Annotated in this window: 18 protein-coding genes and 1 tRNA gene; 7 read left to right on the top strand and 12 right to left on the bottom strand. The window is 64.1% G+C overall.

Going from position 1 to position 20021, the window contains the following annotated elements:
• Window position 1 precedes the first annotated feature (1 nt).
• Window positions 2–1189 carry a cation:proton antiporter gene (locus V6M89_RS04155; RefSeq protein WP_332851989.1) on the bottom strand — a complete coding sequence of 396 codons (1188 nt, stop codon included), beginning with the start codon at window positions 1187–1189 and terminating at the stop codon, window positions 2–4.
• Between the two features lie 85 nt (window positions 1190–1274).
• On the opposite strand from V6M89_RS04155, the gene fghA reads away from it, so the two are divergent.
• Complete coding sequence (gene fghA / locus V6M89_RS04160) at window positions 1275–2120, top strand: S-formylglutathione hydrolase (protein WP_332851990.1); 846 nt, start codon at window positions 1275–1277, stop codon at window positions 2118–2120.
• Here fghA and V6M89_RS04165 read toward each other — a convergent pair whose 3' ends face one another.
• The 3 genes from V6M89_RS04165 to V6M89_RS04175 form a co-directional block, all read right to left on the bottom strand.
• Window positions 2121–2702, bottom strand: a complete 582-nt coding sequence (locus tag V6M89_RS04165) for a DJ-1/PfpI family protein (RefSeq protein ID WP_332851991.1) — start codon at window positions 2700–2702, stop codon at window positions 2121–2123. It abuts the gene before it with no gap.
• Between the two features lie 91 nt (window positions 2703–2793).
• Window positions 2794–3756 (bottom strand): chemotaxis protein, encoded by a 963-nt coding sequence (locus tag V6M89_RS04170; RefSeq protein WP_332851992.1) that lies wholly within the window; start codon window positions 3754–3756, stop codon window positions 2794–2796.
• 172 nt (window positions 3757–3928) lie between these two features.
• Window positions 3929–4004 (bottom strand) — tRNA-Gly (locus V6M89_RS04175).
• Between the two features lie 115 nt (window positions 4005–4119).
• Between V6M89_RS04175 and V6M89_RS04180 the strand changes: the two genes are divergently transcribed.
• From V6M89_RS04180 to V6M89_RS04195, 4 genes are all read left to right on the top strand, one after another.
• Window positions 4120–5754 carry a Na+/H+ antiporter gene (locus V6M89_RS04180; protein ID WP_332851993.1) on the top strand — a complete coding sequence of 545 codons (1635 nt, stop codon included), beginning with the start codon at window positions 4120–4122 and terminating at the stop codon, window positions 5752–5754.
• Window positions 5755–5803: 49 nt separating this feature from the next.
• Entirely contained in the window at window positions 5804–6880 is a 1077-nt protein-coding gene (locus V6M89_RS04185) for a sensor histidine kinase (RefSeq protein WP_332851994.1), read from the top strand.
• The gene (locus tag V6M89_RS04190) at window positions 6868–7635 is read left to right on the top strand and encodes a LytR/AlgR family response regulator transcription factor (protein ID WP_332851995.1); all 768 of its coding nucleotides are present in this window, start codon (window positions 6868–6870) and stop codon (window positions 7633–7635) included. Before V6M89_RS04185 ends, V6M89_RS04190 begins: the two co-directional genes overlap by 13 nt.
• Window positions 7636–7733: 98 nt before the next feature.
• On the top strand, window positions 7734–8954 hold the full coding sequence (locus V6M89_RS04195; RefSeq protein WP_332851996.1) for an acyltransferase family protein: 1221 nt from the start codon (window positions 7734–7736) through the stop codon (window positions 8952–8954).
• Here V6M89_RS04195 and V6M89_RS04200 read toward each other — a convergent pair.
• Complete coding sequence (locus tag V6M89_RS04200) at window positions 8890–11304, bottom strand: penicillin acylase family protein (protein ID WP_332851997.1); 2415 nt, start codon at window positions 11302–11304, stop codon at window positions 8890–8892. The genes V6M89_RS04195 and V6M89_RS04200 overlap by 65 nt on opposite strands.
• Before the next feature lie 80 nt (window positions 11305–11384).
• A complete protein-coding gene (locus tag V6M89_RS04205; protein WP_332851998.1) occupies window positions 11385–12323 on the bottom strand; it encodes a bifunctional helix-turn-helix transcriptional regulator/GNAT family N-acetyltransferase in 939 nt (312 codons plus the stop codon).
• 123 nt (window positions 12324–12446) lie between these two features.
• Between V6M89_RS04205 and V6M89_RS04210 the strand changes: the two genes are divergently transcribed.
• Together V6M89_RS04210 and V6M89_RS04215 are read left to right on the top strand one after the other, a co-directional pair.
• Window positions 12447–12950 carry a GAF domain-containing protein gene (locus V6M89_RS04210; protein ID WP_332851999.1) on the top strand — a complete coding sequence of 168 codons (504 nt, stop codon included), beginning with the start codon at window positions 12447–12449 and terminating at the stop codon, window positions 12948–12950.
• The gene (locus V6M89_RS04215; RefSeq protein WP_332852000.1) at window positions 12943–13359 is read left to right on the top strand and encodes a response regulator; all 417 of its coding nucleotides are present in this window, start codon (window positions 12943–12945) and stop codon (window positions 13357–13359) included. The genes V6M89_RS04210 and V6M89_RS04215 overlap by 8 nt, the downstream gene beginning before the upstream one ends.
• Here V6M89_RS04215 and V6M89_RS04220 read toward each other — a convergent pair.
• From V6M89_RS04220 to V6M89_RS04245, 6 genes are all read right to left on the bottom strand, one after another.
• The gene (locus tag V6M89_RS04220; protein WP_116988447.1) at window positions 13356–14294 is read right to left on the bottom strand and encodes a LysR family transcriptional regulator; all 939 of its coding nucleotides are present in this window, start codon (window positions 14292–14294) and stop codon (window positions 13356–13358) included. The two genes, V6M89_RS04215 and V6M89_RS04220, sit on opposite strands and share 4 nt — an antisense overlap.
• A gap of 56 nt (window positions 14295–14350) precedes the next feature.
• Window positions 14351–15313: a glycoside hydrolase family 43 protein gene (locus tag V6M89_RS04225; protein ID WP_332852001.1), complete on the bottom strand. Its 963-nt coding sequence runs from the start codon at window positions 15311–15313 to the stop codon at window positions 14351–14353.
• Window positions 15314–15325: 12 nt separating this feature from the next.
• A complete protein-coding gene (yjfF, locus tag V6M89_RS04230) occupies window positions 15326–16315 on the bottom strand; it encodes a galactofuranose ABC transporter, permease protein YjfF (protein WP_332852002.1) in 990 nt (329 codons plus the stop codon).
• Complete coding sequence (locus V6M89_RS04235; protein ID WP_332852185.1) at window positions 16312–17343, bottom strand: ABC transporter permease; 1032 nt, start codon at window positions 17341–17343, stop codon at window positions 16312–16314. Before V6M89_RS04235 ends, yjfF begins: the two co-directional genes overlap by 4 nt.
• Before the next feature lie 106 nt (window positions 17344–17449).
• Entirely contained in the window at window positions 17450–18991 is a 1542-nt protein-coding gene (locus V6M89_RS04240; RefSeq protein WP_332852003.1) for a sugar ABC transporter ATP-binding protein, read from the bottom strand.
• Between the two features lie 4 nt (window positions 18992–18995).
• Complete coding sequence (locus V6M89_RS04245) at window positions 18996–19958, bottom strand: ABC transporter substrate-binding protein (protein WP_332852004.1); 963 nt, start codon at window positions 19956–19958, stop codon at window positions 18996–18998.
• Window positions 19959–20021: the final 63 nt, after the last annotated feature.

Genomic DNA, 20021 nt, shown 5'->3' on the forward strand with positions numbered 1-20021 from the left:
GTTAATGCTCCTCTTTAGCGGCGGTTTCATTCGCCCAGATCAGCGCCCGCTGCGTGATGATGGGGCCTACCACCTCCAACAACAGCGTCATCGCCGCCAGCGCGGCCAGTTCGTCGACCAAAACAATGCCCATGTAGCGGGTCTGTTCCAGCAGCAGCGTGACGAACACAGACATCGGCGCCAGCGCGATCCCGGTCAGCACGCCCTTGCGCCACGAGATGCCGCCGACATGCGCGAACGCCGCCACGGCGGCGGCCTTGACCAGGAAGCGCGCCAGCACCAGCACCACGCCCAGGCCCGCGCCGGCCACCACGCGCTCCCACTCCAGCGTGGAGACGGCAAACACAAACAGCAGCACCGTCAGCAGTTCGCCAATGCCGCCGAAGTTGCGTTCGGTGCGGCTGAACGCTACGCGGCTGTGGCGCGCGGCCAGGCCGAAGGTCAGCGTCGCCAGCACCGGCGAAACGTCGAAAGCATGCGCCAACGCCACCAGCAGCACCACGCCCATGGCGAAGGCCACGGTGCCGTCCTGCGCGATCGCGCCCAGGCGGCGCAGCACGGCCGGCACGATAAAGCCCAGCACCGCACCCATCACGGCCGACATCAGCAGTTCGATCAGGCTGTGCGACACGGCTTGCGTCAAACTACCCGAGGTCTGGAATACCCAGAAGCCCACCACCACCTTGAACACGAACACCGCCAGCACGCAGTTGATAGCCACCAGATGCAGCACGCGTTCGGTCACCTGGCCCGAGCTGTCTTCCTCGTTAATCACGCGCAGCACGCCGGCCGGCGAAGTGGACATGGCCAGCGACGCCAGCAACAGCGAGGTCAGCGAAGGCATGCCGGTCAAATGCGAAATCAGATAGACCACGCCAAAGGTGGCGGCCGATTCGGCCAGCCCGCTGACCGCGATCCAGGGATTAATCCGCAGCCAGTGCAGATTGATGCGATAACCAAATTCAAACAGTATCAGTCCGAAGGCCAGGTTGGCCAACAGGGTCACAGTGCTCGATGCGCCGCTGCTCAGTGCAGTCGGGAAGGCCTGCGCCATTAAAAAACCGACCAGGCCGTACACGCTGATGCGCGGCAAACGGGTCCAGCGGTGTATGAATTCTCCTGACAGCCAAGCCAGAGCAATTGCCAAGGGCCAGCCTAGTTCGGCCATGAAGACCTGAATATCCGGCATGTACTTCTCCTTTTAAAAGATACTTGTACAATTCTGTACAATTACTCGCGTTTTGACTGTGCGCTAAGAAACATAAGGGAGCAACATGCTTGAACTAATCAGCGAACACGCCTGCTTTGGCGGCGTGCAACGCTTCTACCAACACGCATCGCGCGAAATCGGCCTGCCGATGCGCTTCTCCGTTTTCATTCCAGTCAAGGCCGCCGAAGGCCGCGTGCCGGCATTGTTCTACCTGGCCGGACTGACCTGCAACGAAGAGACTTTCATGATCAAGGCCGGCGCCCAACGCGCCGCCGCCGAAGCGGGCCTGATCCTGATCGCGCCGGACACCAGCCCGCGCGGCGCCGGCGTCGATGGCGAAACGGACAACTGGGATTTCGGCGTCGGCGCCGGCTTCTATCTCGACGCGACGCAAGAACCGTGGGCCACGCACTACCGCATGTACAGCTACATCCACGAGCTGCGCGAACTGGTGGTGCAGGAACTGCCGGTGGACGCCGAACGCATCGGCATCTTCGGCCATTCGATGGGCGGCCACGGCGCGCTGACGATAGCGCTGAAGCGGCCGGACCTGTTCCGTTCCGTCTCCGCCTTCGCGCCGATCGCGGCGCCGTCGATGTGCCCTTGGGGTAAGAAAGCCTTCAGCGGCTACCTCGGCGACGATGCCGGCGACTGGGAACAGTACGACGCCAGCCTGCTGATGGCGCGCTTGCACACGCCCTTCCCGGCCGGCATCCTGATCGACCAGGGTTTGGGCGACAAGTTCCTCAAGGAGCAGCTGTATCCGGAAGTGTTCGAAGCAGCCTGCCGCACCGCCGCGCAGCCACTGGAACTGCGGCGGCATGCGCGTTACGATCACGGCTACTACTTCATCGCCAGCTTCATGGAAGACCACATCCGCTTCCACGCCCGCTGTTTGGCCACAATGTAGTTAAAGCTTGATTTCGGTACCCAGGCGCTGCAGGAACTGGCCCAGCCACGCCGGGTGCGCAGGCCATGCCGGCGCGGTGACGAAGTTGCCGTCGGTGACAGCCTGGTCGACAGGAATGTCGGCGTAGTTGGCGCCGGCCAGCTTGACCTCCGGCGAGCAAGCCGGATATGCCGAGATGGTCTTGCCGCGAATGACGTCGGCCGCCGCCAGCAATTGCGCGCCGTGGCAAACGGCGGCGATCGGCTTGTTCGCCGCGGCGAACTGCTGCACGATCTCGATCACGCGCGGATTGAGCCGCAGGTATTCCGGCGCGCGGCCGCCGGCGATCATCAGCGCGTCATATTGCGCGACATCGACTTCCGCGAAGTTGGCGTTGAGCGCGAACAGGTGGCCCGGTTTTTCAGTGTAGGTCTGGTCGCCCTCAAAGTCATGAATGGCAGTCTTGATGGTGTCGCCCGCCCGCTTGTCCGGGCACACCGCGTGCACCGTATGCCCCACCATCTGCAGCGCCTGGAACGGCACCATGGTTTCGTAATCCTCCGCGAAGTCGCCCGTCAGAAACAGTATTTTCTTAGCTGCCACGGTATATCCTTTCGAGAAATGAAAAACAAAAAAAGGGCCGTGACGTCGCCGTCACGGCCCTTCGATAGTACCCTTGTTCGGGTCGGCGTGCTTACGCCGCCGCTTTGGCCAACACGGTGCGGATGGTGCCCGCCAGCTCCTCGGCCGAGAACTTGGCCACGTAAGCGTCCGCGCCCACGCCCTTGACGTGGTCTTCGTTGGTCTTGCCCGACAACGAGGAATGGATCACGACAGGAATCTTGGAGAAGCGCGCATCCTGCTTGACCAGGCGGGTCAACGTGAAGCCGTCCATCTCCGGCATTTCCAAGTCGGTCAGGATCATGGCCACGCGGTCGGTGATCGGCACGCCTTCGGCTTTGGCGCCGTCGGAAATGTGCTGCAGGCGATCCCATGCTTCCTTGCCGGACTTGGTCATGATGAAGTGCACCCCCATCGCTTCCAGGCCCTTCTCGATCAGGTTGCGCGCGACCACGGAATCGTCCGCCGCCAGGATCACGGCGCCCGGCTTGAGGATGACTTTCGGGCCGATGGTTTCAGGATCGACGTCCTTGCCTTCGGACGGCACCAGCTCGCGCAGGATGGTTTCCACGTCCAGCACCTGCGCCAGGCGGGTGTTCTGCACGTCGCCGTCGACGCGGGCGATACTGGTGACCTTGCCGCCGGCGGTGCCTTCGGCGGTCAGTACCTGGCTCCAGTCCAGACGCACGATTTCATCCACCGATTCCACGGCGAACGCCTGGGTGGTGCGAGCGAACTCGGTAACCAACATGATATTCAGACCGGTTTTTGGGGTCACACCGACGATGCCTGGCAAATCCAGCACCGTGATGATTTGTCCGCGCAGATTGACGACGCCCAGCATATGTGGCGGGGATCCGGCCACTGCGGTCACTTCCGGCATCGCGACGATTTCGCGGATTTTGAAGACGTTAATACCGAACAACTCGGAATGTTCGCCGTTGGCGTCGGCGCCAAGGCGGAACAGTAGCAGTTCGAATTTATTGGAGTTGGTCAGGTTACTGCGCTCATCAACTTCCTGCTGAACTGATTTCATAGATTTCGTCTCCGTCGGTGGTAGCTTCGTAGCAAGTATAGCGGCTGCCACTGCCCCCGTCACACTTTGAGAGTAGAGATATTGTTTTGCAGCACGAGATACAACGTTTGTCCGCGGTACAGACGTAAAAAAAGGAAGCCCGCAGGCTTCCTTTTAATGTGCTACCGAATTCTGGAGCGGGAGAAGAGTCTCGAACTCTCGACCTCAACCTTGGCAAGGTTGCGCTCTACCAACTGAGCTACTCCCGCAGAAGACGAAATTATGACAGAAAGATCTCGACATTACTAGTGCTCAGCTTCAACTTTTTACAAAACCATCGATGGTGTAAGCTTGGTAGCGTTTTGCAATGATTAAGGAATGGGAATGGATTCAATTGAAGTCGTGCTGGTGATGCTGTTGGCGGTGGTGGCCAGCGCCTATCTCACCCGCTTCCTGCCGCGAGCGGTGCCGCTGCCGCTGGTGCAGATCGCGCTCGGCGCGCTGATCGCCGCCAAATCCACCCGTGGCGTCGACCTGGAACCGGACATGTTCTTCCTGGTCTTCCTGCCGCCGCTGCTGTTCCTGGACGGCTGGCGCATCCCCAAGAGCGGCCTGCTGCGCGACAAGGGCACCATCCTGGAGCTGGCGCTGGGGCTGGTGATCTTCACCGTCATCGGCGCCGGTTTCCTGATCCACTGGCTGATCCCCGCCATGCCGCTGCCGGTCGCCTTCGCGCTGGCCGCCATCATTTCGCCGACCGATCCGATCGCCGTCAGCGCCATCGCCGCCACCACGCCCATCCCCAAGCGCCTGATGCACATCCTGGAGGGCGAATCGCTGCTGAACGACGCGTCCGGGCTGGTGTGCTTCCGCTTCGCCGTGGCCGCCGCGCTGACCGGCGCGTTCTCGATCAGCACCGCCACCCTCACCTTCGTCTGGTTGGTGGTGGCCGGCATCGGCGCCGGCGTCGCGGTGACGATGCTGGTGACGCGCGCGCAGTACTGGCTGAGCTGCCGCTACGGCGAACCGACCGGCTCGCCCATCCTGGTCAGCCTGCTGCTGCCGTTCGGCGCCTACCTGGTGGCGGAGCGCCTGCACGCTTCCGGCATCCTGGCGGCGGTGGCGGCCGGCATCACCATGAGCTACGCGGAGCTCGGTGGCCACACGCTGGCCAACACCCGCATCCAGCGCTCGGCCGTGTGGGACACGGTGCAGTTCGCGCTGAACGGCATCATGTTCGTGCTGCTGGGCGAACAGCTGCCGGACATCTTCCGCGGCGCCAGCGCCACCATCGAGGAGAGCGGCCATTTGAATCCGTGGTGGCTGGCGGTGTATGCGGTGGCCATCAACGTCGGCCTGCTGGTGCTGCGCATGCTGTGGGTATGGGCTTCGCTGCGGCTGACCATCTACAAGCAGAAGATGCGCAACCAGCCGCGCATGAAGATCAATCCGCGCCTGCTGCTGGCGACCACGCTGGCCGGCGCGCGCGGCGCCATCACGCTGGCGGGCGTGCTGACGCTGCCGCTGGCCATGCCCGACGGCACGCCCTTCCCGGCGCGCGCGCTGACCATTTTCCTGGCCTGTTCGGTGATTTTGATCTCGCTGCTGACGGCCAGCCTGGGCCTGCCGCGCCTGCTGGCCGGCATGACCTTCCCGGCCTCGCCGGAGGAACAGCAGGAAGAAGACCTGGCGCGGCGCGCGGCGGCCAACGCCGCCATCACCGCCGTCGAGCAGGCGCAGATCGCCTTGATGGAGGCCGAGTCCTGCGTCGACCCCGAGGTGTATCCGCAAGCGGCGGCGCGCATCATCGCCTTCTACCAGCACAAGCTGCGGGAAGTCGATCCCGGCAACGACGCCGCCTGGCGCAAGACCGACCACGCCGAAAAGGAACTGCGGCTGGCGGGCATGGAGGCGGAGCGGCACGCGGTCTACGAGCTGGCGCGGCACGACCATATCTCCGACGAGATCTCGCGCAAGCTGGTGCGCGAAATCGACCTGATGGAAGCGCGCTACCGCTAGTCTTTTCAGCTCATTGACGTATTGATAAGAATCGGTAATCATCAGGGCCATGCTACCGAAGCGCACACAAATCACCATCGCCGCCGCCTGGATCCTGTTCTGGCTGCTGATGAACGTCACCGCCGTTCAGGAATACCTGCGCGACCATGAGCACGGTGTGTGGAAGCCGATCCTGTGGGAGAGTTCGTCCGCGCTGACCGGCACCTTGCTGCTGCTGGCCCAGCGCCATTTCACGCGCAAGTATGACCACCTGCTGGCGCAGCCGCTGCGCTGGTTCGCGCGCCAACTGGTGTGGCTGCCGATCTACTGGGTGTTGTTCGTTCCTATCGCTTTCGGCATCCGCGCCGGCGTGTACGCGCTGGCCGGCGAAACCTACACCCACGCGCCGTGGCCGCAAACCTTTATGTACGAAGATGTGAAGATGACGGTGTTCTTCAGCATCTTCGCCACCATCATGTTCGGCGTGCTGTCCTACCACGCAATGCAGAACGAGAAGCTGCGGGTCGAGCGGGTCAACGCTTCGCTGCGCGAAGCGCAGCTGCTGCGGCTTACCCAGCAGATGCAGCCGCACTTCCTGTTCAACGCCCTCAACACCATCTCCTCGCTGATGCACAGCGACGTGGCGCGCGCCGATGCGATGCTGATCCAGCTGGCCGACGTGCTGCGCGCCACGCTCGACGTCAGCGAGCAGCACCAGGTCACGCTGGAGATGGAGCTGCGCCTGCTGCGCGGCTACGCGGCCCTGATGAGCGAACGGTTTTCCGACCGCGTGCACATCGACTGGCGCATCGACGAGGCCCTGCTGGACTGCCAGGTGCCGGTGATGAGCATGCAGCCGCTGCTCGAGAATATCTTCAAGCACACCGTCGAACGGCGCCGCCAGGCCACCGGCATCACCATCTCGGTCAGCCGCGAACAAGGCGAGATGCTGCTGCGGCTGGAGGACGACGGCGGCATGCTGCCAACCGCCGACGCGGCGCCCGACGCGCGCCCAGGCGGCGGCATCGGCGTGCGCAACCTGCGCGAACGGCTGGCGGCCCTGTACGGCTCCAGCGCCTCCTTCGATCTGATCCAGCTGTCGCCCGCCGGCGTGCGGGCAGAAATGCGATTGCCATGCGCATCCTGATCGTCGACGACGAGCGCCCTGCGCGCGACAAGATGCGCCGCCTGCTGGAGCTGGAGCCGGACATCAGCGCCATCGACGAAGCCCGCGACGGCGTCGAGGCGCTGGAACGCCTGCCCGGCTTCGCGCCCGACCTGCTGCTGCTCGACATCCAGATGCCCGAGATCACCGGCCTGGAAGTCGCCGCCTCGCTGCCGGCGCCCGCGCCGCTGGTGGTGTTCGTCACCGCCTACGACGAATACGCGATCCGCGCCTTCGACGCCAACGCCATCGACTACCTGCTCAAACCCTACGACCAGCAACGCCTGCAACGCGCCCTCCAGCGCGTGCGCGAACGCCTCGCCCAGCAGCGCGCCGCCCTGACCGTCCAGCCCATGCCACCAACGCTCATCGAAGAACAAGCCCCAGTCAAATCACATCCGCTGCCCGCCATCAGCCAGCTGCTGATCCCCGAACGGGGCGGCACCCGCATCGTCCGCGTCGAACATATTCAGTGGATAGAAACGGCCGACAACTACGTCGTGCTGCACACCGCCGACGGCCAGCCGCTGATGCGCCAGACCCTGGCCGGCCTGGTCGACAAGCTCGGCCCGCGCTTCCAGCGCTGCCACCGGCGCGCCGCCGTGCAACTGGACTGGATCGCCAGCGTGCAGCACCTCGACAAGGGCGACGGCGAACTGGTGCTGCGCAGCGGCGTCCGCGTGCCCTGCTCGCGCCAGTACCGGGCCGAGGTCATGGAACGGCTGCAAGGCCAATAAACCGGCTCGCCCCACCGGCATCCCGGCTCGCCCCAGCGCGCTGGACGCCGGCCGAGGGGTCTCGCTAGACTGGCTTCATTCAACCTGGAGCCAGCCCTATGAACCCTACCGAGAACAACCGCCTGTACTTCCTCGACTGGATACGCATCTTCGCGTTCTTCGTCCTGATCTTCTACCACACCGGCATGTACTACGTGAGCTGGGGCTGGCACGTCAAAAGCCCGTACGCCAGCGACGCCATCGAACCGTTGATGATGCTGTCCTCGCCGTGGCGGCTTGGCCTGCTGTTCATGATCTCCGGCGTCGCCACCGCCTTCATGCTGCAGAAAATCCGCGTCGGCGCCCTGCTCAAGCAGCGCAGCTGGCGCCTGCTGGTGCCGCTGGTGTTCGGCATGCTGGTGATCGTGCCGCCGCAGCCGTATTTTGAAGTGATCGAAAAGCTCAACTACGCCGGCAGCTACGCCGACTTCATGCGCCTGTACGTCAGCGGCTACCACGGCTTCTGCAAGGACGGCAGCTGCCTCGACCTGCCGACCTGGAACCATCTGTGGTTCGTGGTCTACCTGTGGGCCTACACGATGGTGATCGGCGGCGTGGCCGCGCTGGCCGGCGCCGAGCGCCTGCGCTCGTGGTCCGCCGCGCTGGGCCGCCAGCTGACAGGCTGGAAGATCATCGCGCTGCCGGTACTGGTGCTGTTCGTCGCCCGCTATGCGCTGGTCGAGTACTTCCCAGAAACCCACGCGCTGGTCAACGACTGGTACAACCACGCCCACTACTTCTTCCTGTTCGTGATGGGCGTGATGCTGGCGTTGCAAAAGGGCTTCTGGGCCAATGTGGACAAGCTGCGCTGGACCAGCCTGGGTCTGTGGCTGTTCAGCTGGGTGGTGGTGGTGGTCCTGAACGGGATGCCTGAACCGGTGGCCAATCTGCCCATCATCGCGCAACTGAAGCCGCTGCTGCGCATGATCGTCTGCCTCGGCCAATGGGCGCCGATCATGGCGATCTGCGGCTTCGGCCATCGCCACCTGGCCTTCGACAGCGCCAAGCGCCGCTACCTGACCGAAGCCGTGTTCCCGGTCTACATCGTGCACCAGACGCTGATCGTCAGCATGGCGCACTGGCTCAAGCCGGTGAAGCTGGCGCCCGGCATCGAAGGCGTGGTGCTGGTCGTGCTGACCTTTACCATCAGCTTCGGCGTGTTTGAAGTGGTGCGCCGCATCGCCGTGCTGCGCCCACTGTTCGGCCTCGGTCGCGCTACTTCACAAACGTCAGCGTATGCGCCGCAGGTCCCGGCAACAGCGGCGAGTCCCGCCCACTGAGCCAATCGCTGCGGCCATCCTGGAAGTACGGCGACAGTGGATGGCCGCTCTGCCCGCCCGGCATGTTGAAGATGCCCTGCTCCTCATGGCCCGGCGACACCGTCAGCCGCTCCGACTGGCCGAAGGCCGGTCCCGCCACGCGCGGCATGTGCTGGTCGCCCGACATCATGTCCGGCGCCACTTTCAGGTATTTGCCCAACACCGGCACCAGCGCCGCAAACGGATGCGCGCTGGCCGCCGTATTGCGTTGGCCCCAGGTGGCGCTGGCCAGCGGCTTGCCGTCCTTGGTCAGGTCGCCGATCACACGGTCCAGCGCCGCCAGCTGCAAGGCCTGCCAGCTGGCGTACTGCGGCGGCAGCCAGCCGGCCGGCTGCTGGTCCAGCACGCGCGCCACCACCACCGGCCAGCGCGATGTCACCGCCGCGATGTTGGACTTGGCGTCGACCTTGGTCATTTGCTCGTTGGCGCTTTCGAACAGGATGTCGTACAGCGCGTACATATAGGCGCGCGTGATGCGGTAGCCTACCGAGTCCACGCTGGCCTTGCCGGTCCAGCTGTCCTTCAACAGCTTCAGCGTTTCGGCGCGTTGAGGATGGCCTTCGACGGCCTTGCTGTCCAGCGCCGCGATGGCGCGGTCACGCCATGCGCTCATGAAGATGGCGCGGTCGTCCAGCGTGATGGCGTAGACCTTCTTCACGTCGGTCTTGGCGCCCAGCGCGGTCAGGTCGTCGCGTACCTGGTGGGTGCGCGCGCCGAGATCGAAGCCGCCGTCGCCCAGCAGTTCCGCGCCGGCGTTGGCCAGCTGGCGACTGTTGGCGGTGGCCAGTTGTCCGCTTGCCGGGTTGACGACCTTCGGATATTCCTCCGGCTTGAGCCAGCCGGTCCAGACGCCGGCCTGGTCGTCCGCCGACAGCGGATAGGTGGCGGCCACGCCGGCCGGCGCGCGGCGCGGCAGCGCACCAGCGATGGTCCAGCCGATATTGCCCTTGTCGTCGCCGCCGACGAAGTTCTGCGCCGGGATGCCCATCGTCGGCGCGATCGCCAGCGCCTGCTCCAGCGTGTCGGCGAACTCCAGGTTCTTGGCGTTGACGTTGACGGCGGCGGCCGTGTGCGCGACCCAGTGGATGGCGTAGCTGCGGCCCATGGCTTCGCGGATCGGACCGAGGCTGGTTTCGCGCACGGCCAGCTTGGCGGCCGGTTCGCCTTTGATTAATATCGTTTCCTCATGCAGCACTGGGGTCTCCCAGCCGGCTTGCGTGCGCACCTGGCCGGGCTTGGCCGGATCGGTGTCGAGCGCGATCAGGTCGAGATAGTCGCCGTAGCTGTTGGTGAAGCCCCAGGCCACGTGGCCGTTACTACCGACCACCACCACCGGCGTGCCTGGCAATGTCACACCGACCACGCGGCGCTGGCCGCCCTTCCCGTCGGGGAACTGCAAAGCCGCGCGGTACCAGATCGCCGGCAGCTGGATGCCGAGGTGCATATCGTCCGACACGATGGCGCCGCCGGTGTCGCTGCGGGTTCCGGCCACGGCCCAGTTGTTGCTGCCCACAGTGTTGAGGAATTCCGCCCCCGCCACCTTGGGATCGGTGTGCGACTTTTCTCCGCTCTCTTTCGGCTTGCCCCACCATGCGGGCGGCGCGGCCGGGATCGCGATGTCCGCCGCGGCGATGGTTTGCGCGTCGAGCGGCGCATCCCACTGCGTCGACTCCGGCGCCAGGAAGGCGCGCTGTTCTTCCGTCGTATGGTCGCGGAACCAGCCGCGCGCCAGTTCGCGCGGCTCCTGGCTGCCTTGCAGGTCGAAGTACATGGCCCAGATCACCAGCAGCGAATCGGCCGGCGACCAGGCGCGCGGGGGCATGCCGATCAGCGAGTATTCGAACGGCTTGGTGTTCAGCTTCTCCAGGCCTGCGTTGACGCCGGCCACATAGCGGTCCAGCAGCGCGCGGTCCGCCGCAGGCATGGCCGCCAGCGCCAGTTCGGCGCGGGCGCGGAAGCGGTGCAGGCGATGGGATTTATCCAGCGGCAGTGCGCGCGCGCCGAACAGTTCGGACAGTTCGCCGGCCGACACGCGGCGCAGCAAATCCATCTGGAAGTAGCGCTCCTGCGCGTGTACGAAACCGGTGGCGTAGGCCACGTCCAGCCGGCTGCCGCCGCTGATGACCGGCACGCCGTGTTCATCGCGCGCCACGCTGGCGCCGGTTTCCAGCCCCGCCGCCTGCACCGTGCCCTCCAGCTGCGCCAGGCTGCCACGTAAAAACAACCAGGCCGCCGCGATGGCCAGCACGATCAACCCCACCAATCCGATTACGACACGCTTGGACCACACCGCCAGCCTGTTCTTTTGCATAGTATCCCCACGATTGATTAAATTGCCATGTTGGGGATAGTGCCAGAGAACCGGCCGCTCAGGCAATCAGCTGGTTGATGTCAGAGCTTCAGCTCCCAGGTTTCGTTGACCATGTCCTGGCCGAAGGCGTGCACCGGCTCCTCGGCCACCAGCACATAGCCCTTACTGCGGTAGATCTGGCGGGCTTCCTTTTGCTGGTCCGTGGTCCACAGACGCATGGTGCGGTAGCCGGCGGCACGCGCGTAGCGGTGGCATTCGTCCACCAGTCGCGAACCGAGGCCGTAGCCGCGCGCCGGCTCTTCCACCAGCAGCAGCCGCAGCTTGCCCACGCCCTCCTCGCCGCTGCGCGCCAGCGCGATCGAACCGACCGGCTGGCCCGCCATCTCGGCGATCCAGCACTGCTCCTGCGCAGGATCGAAGTGTTGCGCGAAGTCGGCACAGATCTCGCCAACCAGCGTTTCGAAGCTGTCGTCCCAGCCCTGCTCCGCCGTGTACAGCGCGCCGTGGCGGCGGGTGATCCACTCCATGTCGCCGGGACGGAAGGTTCGCAGCACAAAAGGCTGGGCGTATTTCAAACCGCTGCTGGCGTCCAGCAGTTGCTGGATGGTGTGCATCGCATCGAGCATGCGCAGTTGGTCGGCCTCGCCGAAGCGCCCCAGCAGATCGCCGATTTCGTCGCGTGAACGGCGCTCCAGCGGCTCGTAGACGGCGCGGCCCTGCGCCGTCAGGTGCAGCAGCTTGGAGCGCCCGTCGGTGGCCGATGGCACTTTGGAGACCAGCCCCGCGCTCTCGAACTTGGCCAGGATGCGGCTCAGGTATCCGCGATCCAGACCAAGGTCGCGGCCCAGCACCGCAGCCGGCTGGTCGCCATGCTGGGCCAGTTCGTACAGCACACGGGTCTCGGTCAGCGTGTATTCGCTATGCAGCAGGCCTTCGCGCAGCACGCCGATCTGGCGCGTGAAGAAGCGGTTGAAGGAACGGACCGCAGCGATGCGGTCATCGAAAACAGGAACAGGCATACGACCTCCGGCGAGAACATAAGCCGATTTTGCAACAGATTGTTGACTCAGTCAACATTAAATCCCGCAAGGGGTGCGGCGGTGCTAGAGTCTCAACAACCCTACTTCCCGCGACCGATGCCCATGCAAGCCGCCCCGATCCCCGATAACGACGCCGAGCGCCTGGCGGCGCTGCGCGAACTGCTGATACTGGACACGCCGCCGGAAGAGCGTTTCGACAAGGTGGTGCAGTTCGCCGCCCAGGAATTCGACATGCCGATCGCGCTGATATCGCTGAGCGACGAGAACCGCCAATGGTTCAAGGCCCGCGTGGGCATGGACACGTGCGAAGGCCCGCGCGACACCTCCTTCTGCGGCCACGCGATCCTGCAACCCGATATCTTCGTCATTCCCGACGCCCGCGCCGATCCGCGCTTTGCCGACAATCCCATCGTCACCGGCGAGCCTCATGCGGTCTTCTACGTCGGTGCGCCGCTGACCATGCCGTCCGGCTTCACCATCGGCACCTTGTGCATGCTCGATCACAAGCCGCGCACGCTGGACGCGACCGAACTGGCGATCCTGGCGACGCTGCGCGACCTGCTGCTGGAGGAATTCAGCCAACGCCAGGAGACGCAGCATGAGTGAGATCAGGAACCTGAACATGCTGCTGGTGGAGGAGCAGACGCTGTTGCGTCGGACCGTCGCGCTGACGGCGCGCTCGCTGGGGTTGGGAACCATCCATGAAGCGGCCACCATGGAGGCGGCCGAACGCCTGCTGCGCGAGCACAGGTTCCACGGCGCGGTGATCTCGATCGACTGCGGCTCGCTGCCAGGCTGCACCTACAACCTGGCCTTGCTGGACCGGATGCGCAACGGCATCTACTCCAGCGACTGCGGCATCCCCATCGCGGTCATGGCGGAACACGCCACCGCCGAGCTGCTGAGCGACCTGCGCGAGCGCCACGTCAGCCGCGTGATACTCAAACCGTTCCGCGCCAAGGTGCTGCTGGACGCCTTCGCCAGCTTCGAGCAGCCGGCTTCACACAAGAGTTAGAACATCTCTTTCGCCACTTCGCGCACGGCCTTCAACAGCAGGCTGGCGCCCGGCGACATGATGTGGCCATCCACCGTGATGATGCCGTAGGCGTCCATGCGGCATGGCAGTTCGATCGGCAGGATGTTGAGCACATTCTGCGATTCGTAGTACTTGGCGACGGCGATCGGCATCACGTTGAGCGCGTCCGTCTGCTGCAGCAGCGGTTTAATCAGCAGCACGGCGGTGGTATCGACCACGTTGACCGGCACTTCGAGGCCGGCGCGGCGGAACATCAATTCGCAGCGCGCGCGCAGGATGCTGCCTTGCGGCGGCAGGATCCACGGCTGGCTGGCGATATCGCGCAACGACAGGTTGCGCGCCTTCAGCAGCGGATGGCCGGGACGCACCACCGCGCACGCCGGCTCGTCGCCCAGTTCCTCGTAGCTCAAGCCCTCCGCGCTCTGGCGCTCGGGGATGCGGCCGATCATGAAGTCCAGCCGGCCGCGCTGCAACTGCTCCAGCAGGATGTTGGACTGCTCCATCTCCACGCCGATGCGCAGCTTGGGCGCCTGCAGCTTGGTGCGCGTGATCGCCTGCGGCAGCAACGCTATCCCCGGCGTCATGATGGTGCCGATGTCCACCTGCCCGGACAGGCCGGCCTTGATGGCGACGATGTCCTCGTGCGCCAGCGAGAGGCTGGTCAGCGCCATGCGGGCGTGGCGTATCATCGTTTCGCCGTAGATGGTCGGCTCCATGCCGCGCGGCAGACGGTCGAACAGCTGCACGCCCAGCATCTCCTCCAGGTCCTTCAACTGCTTGGAGGCGGCTGGCTGCGTCATGTGCAGCTCTTCGGAGGCACGGTGGATATTGCGTTGTTCGTCGAGCGCGATCAGCAGCAGCAGCTGCCGCGTTTTGAGGCGCGCGCGCAAGAACCAGTTCGGGTTAGTTTCCATGGAAAAATGATATCACAATCGGTATTGATGTTGATGGTATACCGACTGTTGCGGTATCACTTGCATGCGGCGGAAGGATTGGCGGCAGGGCCTTCCTTGGTCTGCTTGATGAACGGGATGGTGCCGTCGGCGTTGTACTGGAACTCCTCCACCGCGACCGAGCGGCGGTACTCGCTACCGCCCGGCAGTTTGGCGTTGTGATAGAAGATGTAGGACTTGCCGTTGAAGTCGATGATGGCCTGGTGGATGGTCTTGACCTTGGCGTTCTTCGACATGATCACACCGCGATACTGCCACGGGCCGGTGGCGCTCGGACCGGTCATGTACGCCGTCTCTTCCGGGAAGTTGCGGGAATAGGATAAATAGTATGTGCCGTTATGCTTGTGCAGGTAGGACGCCTCGGTGAACATGTCCATGCCAACGGTTTGGATCGGGCCGTCGAATTCGATCATGTTCGGTTTCAGCTTGGCGTACTTCAGCACCGTGTTGCCCCAGTAGAGATAGGCCTGGCCATCGTCGTCCTGGAAAATGGCCGGGTCGATGTCGTCCCAGGCGATCGGCGATTGCAGCGTCATGTCGTTGCTGACCAGCGCCGAGCCGCGCGCATCGACGAACGGGCCGGTCGGGCTGTCGGAGACGGCGACACCGATGGCGTGGCCGGGGATGGTCGCGTGGTCGACGGTCGAATAGAAGTAGTACTTGCCATCGCGCTTGGTGATGTCGGCGGCCCAGGCGTGGCCCTTGGCCCATTTGAAGGTGGAGGCCTGCACCGGCGAGCCGCGGTCGGTCCAGTTCTTCATGTCGCAGCTGGTGTAGACGCGCCATTCATTCAGCACGTAGTCCGGGCTTTTCGGCGTGGCTTCGTCGTGGCCGACGTAGAGGTAGACGGTGCCGTTTTCCACGTACGCCGACGGATCGGCCGTGAACAGCTTGGGGAACAGCGGGTTGGCCGCCTGCGCGGCGCTCAGCGCCAGGCCAGCCATGGCAAGGGCTACGAATTTAGTCAGCTTGATTTTCAAAAGTCTCTCCGGTTATTTTTTATGTTTTGCACCCAGCGCCATCAAGCGCTGCACCACGCAGAATACGAACAGCAGGCCGCCGATCACGATCTTGGTCCACCATGAGCTGAGGGTGCCGTCGAAGGCGATCAGCGTCTGTATGGTGCCCAGCACCAGAACGCCCGACAGCGAGCCGGCCACGTAGCCATATCCGCCGCTGAGCAGGGTGCCGCCGATGACCACCGCCGCGATGGCGTCCAGCTCCGTTCCCTGCGCGTGCAGGCCGTAGCCGGACAACATGTAGAACGAGAACAGCACGCCGGCCAGCGCGGCGCAGAAGCCGCTGAAGGCATAAATCAGCACCTTGGTACGCCCTACCCTCAGGCCCATCATCAACGCCGATTGCTCGTTACCGCCGACCGCATAGATGGCGCGGCCGAACGGCGTGCAGTGCGCGACGTAGATCGCGGCGGCCAGGGTCAGTATCGCGATCAGCGCTCCGGGCGAGATGAAGCCGCCCAGAATCGGCAACTGCGTCTGCGACATGGCGACGTACAGCGGATCGTCGATGGTGATTGAGTTTATGCTGATCAGGTAGCACAGGCCGCGCGCCAGGAACATGCCGGCCAGCGTGACGATGAACGGTTGCAGCTTGAAGTAATGGATCATCGCCCCCATTGCCGCGCCGAAGCCCGCGCCCAGCGCCAGTGAGATAACGATCACGAGCAGCGGCGGCAGGTGCCAGCTTTGCAGCAGCCAGGCGGAGATCATCGTCGTCAGCGCCAGCACCGAGCCCACCGACAGGTCGATGCCGCCGGAGAGGATGACGAAGCTCATGCCTACCGCGATCACCAGCAGGAAGGCGTTGTCGATCAGGAGATTGAACAGCACCTGCAAGGACAGGAAGCCGGGATAGGCCACGCCGCCCGCCGCCAGCAGGACGACCAGCAGCATCACCGTAACCAGCGACGTGAAATACGGCGACGCCATCCAGGCGCGCCCGCGAAGTATCATGGTGCTCATGCTGCGCCACCTTTAGTCCGGGCGCGGAAGGCGCGCCACATGTTCTTGAATTCCGCCGACTGCGACAGGCATACCAGGAATACCACCACCGACTTGACGACCATGTTGATTTCCGGCGGCAGGCCGAGGGAGTAGATGGTGTAGGTCAGCGTCTGGATGATCAGCGCGCCGATTACGCTGCCGGCCAGGCTGAACTTACCTCCCGCCAGCGAGGTGCCGCCCAGCGTGACGGCCAGGATGGCGTCCAGTTCCAGCAGCAGGCCGGCGTTGTTGGCGTCCGCGCTCTTGATGTTTGCGCTGATCATCAGGCCTGCCAGGCCGGCGCAGGCGCTGCAAAACACGTAGACGAAGAAGATCAGCACCGCAGTCTTCAAGCCCGCCAGCCGCGCCGCGACCGGGTTGATGCCGACCGCCTGGATGAACAGGCCCAGCGCCGTCTTGCACATCAACAGCGCGGTGACCAGGAATACCGCGCCGACGATGTAGAGCGAGAACGGCAAGCCGAACAGGTAGCCGCTGCCGAGGAAGAAGAACGGCTTGTAGTAGACGGTGACGATCTGGCCGTCCGTGAACAGCTGCGCCAGGCCGCGCCCCGCCACCATCAGGATCAACGTGGCGACGATGGGTTGCAGGCCGAGGCCCGCCACCAGCAGGCCGTTCCACGCGCCGCACAGCAGCGCCGCGCCCATGGCTGCGCACAAGGCCCAGACCATCGGCGTGTTGGCGACGTATTCGGGTACGCCGTTCTGCATCACCATCGTGCCGCCGATGAGCATCGCGGCGACGGTGCCGCTGATCGCGACCACGGCGCCGACCGAGATGTCGATGCCGCGCGTGGCGATCACCAGCGTCATGCCGAGGGCGGCCAGCACCAGCGGCGCGGCGCGGTTGGCGATGTCGATCAAACTGCCATACAGATGGCCGTCCTTGATCTCCAGGTGAAAGAAGCCGGGAACCAGCAACAGGTCTACAAGCAGCAGCAAGACCAGCGCGGCCAGCGGACGAAATAAGGGATGGCGCACAAACATGGATACAGTCGATGGTGAGGTGGGGCCGGCATTCGGCACTGCGGCAGCGGCGCCCGGGGCGGCACCAGCGGCAACGGTACGTGGCACGGCGATTTCGTTCGATGGACTATTCATGGTGATCTCCTGCGGCGATCACTTGCAGCACCGAGCTTTCGTCCAACGCGCCGCGCGGATATTCGCCGCCAGCTTTGCGGTCGCGCATGACGACGATACGGTCGCTCACGCGCAGCACTTCCGGCAGCTCGGACGAAATAAACAGGATCGCCATGCCCTTGCGGCACAGGGCTGTCACATAATCCATGATCTCCTGCTTGGCACGCACATCGATGCCGCGCGTCGGCTCGTCCAGGATCAGCATCTTCGGCTCGGTGGCCAGCCAACGCGCCAACAGCACCTTCTGCTGATTGCCGCCGGAGAGCGTGCCGATAGGCGTTTCGATACTCGCCGTCTTGATGCCCAACGCCTTGACGTATTCCTCCGCCAGCTGCTGCTGACGCTTGAGCGGAATCGCGCGCAGGATGCCGGTGCGGGCCTGCAGCGCCAGGATCAGGTTCTCGCGCACGGACAGCTCAAGCACCGCGCCTTCATGCTTGCGGTCCTCGGAGCAGAAACCGATGCCGGCGGCGATGGCGTCACGCGGCGAAGCGAAGCTGCATTCCTTGCCATCAATGACGATGCTGCCGCTGTCCGCCTTGTCCGCCCCGAACAGCAAGCGCGCCGCCTCGGTGCGGCCGGAACCCAGCAAGCCGGCCAGACCTAGCAGCTCGCCCTGCCGCAGCTCGATATCCATCGGCGACAGCGCACCCTTGCGGCCCAAGCCGGTCGCGCGCAGGAAGGTCGTCAGCTTCGACGGCGCAACAGCGGCGACGACGGGTGCTGCGTCGCTCTCGCCAGCCGCAACCGCCGCAGGCGCGCCAACCATCTTGTTGACCAAATCAAACCGCGACAATTCGCTGCAAGCGTACTCGCCTTCCCGCTCGCCATTGCGCATGACAGTGATGCGATCCGAAATCGCATAGGTCTGATCAAGGAAGTGCGTCACGAACAGTATCGCCATGCCCTGCTCGCGCAGGCCACGCAATACACTGAACAACAACTCCACTTCCTTCTCATCGAGACTGGACGTCGGCTCATCAAGTATCAGCACCTTGGCCGACACCAGCAAGGCGCGCGAGATCGCCACCATCTGCTGGATCGCCAGCGGATAGCGCGCCAGCGGCAGCGATACGTCGATCCGTATCTGCATCCGCTCCAGCAGCTCCACCGCCTGCTTCTGCATGCCGGCCCAGTCGATGCCGCCGCGCTTGCGCGGATAACGGCCGATGAAGATATTCTCCGCCACCGACAAATTCGGGCAAAGATTCACTTCCTGATAAACGGTGCTGATGCCCAGGTTCTGCGCCTCCAGCGTGGACGACGGCTGTATCGCCCGCCCCTCCAGCAGGATCTGGCCCTGGTCCGGCGCATACACGCCGGTCAGCACCTTGATCAACGTCGATTTGCCGGCGCCGTTCTGGCCCATCAGCGTATGCACCTCGCCCGGATACAGGTTCAACGCCACGCCGCTCAAGGCCTGCACACCGGGGAATGCCTTGCTGATGCCGCGCAGCTCCAGCACCGGAGCGGGCGCGGAAGTTTGGATAGTCATTGGATCAGTATTTACGGTTCGGGAATTCCTTGGCCGCGACTTCGGCCGGGAACACACCTTCTTGAGTGACAACGCGCTTAGGCACCGGCTTGTTGGCGACGACATCGCGCGCCAGCTGCATCAACTGTGGACCCAGCAGCGGGCTGCATTCCACGGTCACATTCAGCTTCCCGGCAATCATCGCCTCGAAGGCGCCTTTAACGCCGTCGATGGAAATCACGACGATGTCCTTGCCCGGCTTCAGGCCCGCTTCCTCGATGGCCTGGATCGCGCCGATCGCCATGTCGTCGTTATGCGCATACAGCACATTGATCTTCTTGCCCTCGGCCTTGAGGAAAGCCTCCATCACTTCCTTGCCCTTGGCCCGGGTGAAGTCACCGGTCTGCGAGCGGATCACCTTCAGCTTCGGATTGCCGGCGATGACTTCCTCGAAGCCCTTCTTGCGGTCCAGCGCCGGCGCCGAACCGACGGTGCCTTGCAGCTCAACGATATTGATAACGGTATCGGGCGTCTTCTTCGCGCGCTCCAGCAGCCAGCGGCCAGCGCGGCGGCCTTCCTCAACGAAATCCGAACCGATGAAGGTGGCATACAGCGAAGGATCGCTGACGTTGACGGCGCGGTCGGTCAGGATGACGGGGATCTTGGCGGCCTTGGCCTCGCGCAGCACGGTGTCCCAGCCCGATTCCACCACCGGCGAAAACGCGATCAGGTCCACGCGCTGGGCGATGAACGAGCGGATCGCCTTGACCTGGTTTTCCTGCTTCTGCTGGGCGTCGGCGAATTTGAGGGTGATGCCGTCCTTCTTGGCCGCGTCCTTGATCGACACGGTGTTCGCGGTGCGCCACTCGCTCTCGGCGCCAACCTGCGAGAACCCGATCACCAGCGGCTTGGCCGCGAAGACCGGGGTATTGAAGGTAAAGGCGGCGAGGAATGCGGCGGCCAGCACGGTTCTGCGATTGCACGTCATAGCGAAGTCTCCAGATGGATTTTTATGTATTTTCTGGATCACATACTATGAGAAACGAGAATA

It is taken from the genome of Duganella sp. S19_KUP01_CR8 (assembly GCF_036688705.1).
Lineage (GTDB): Bacteria > Pseudomonadota > Gammaproteobacteria > Burkholderiales > Burkholderiaceae_D > Rugamonas.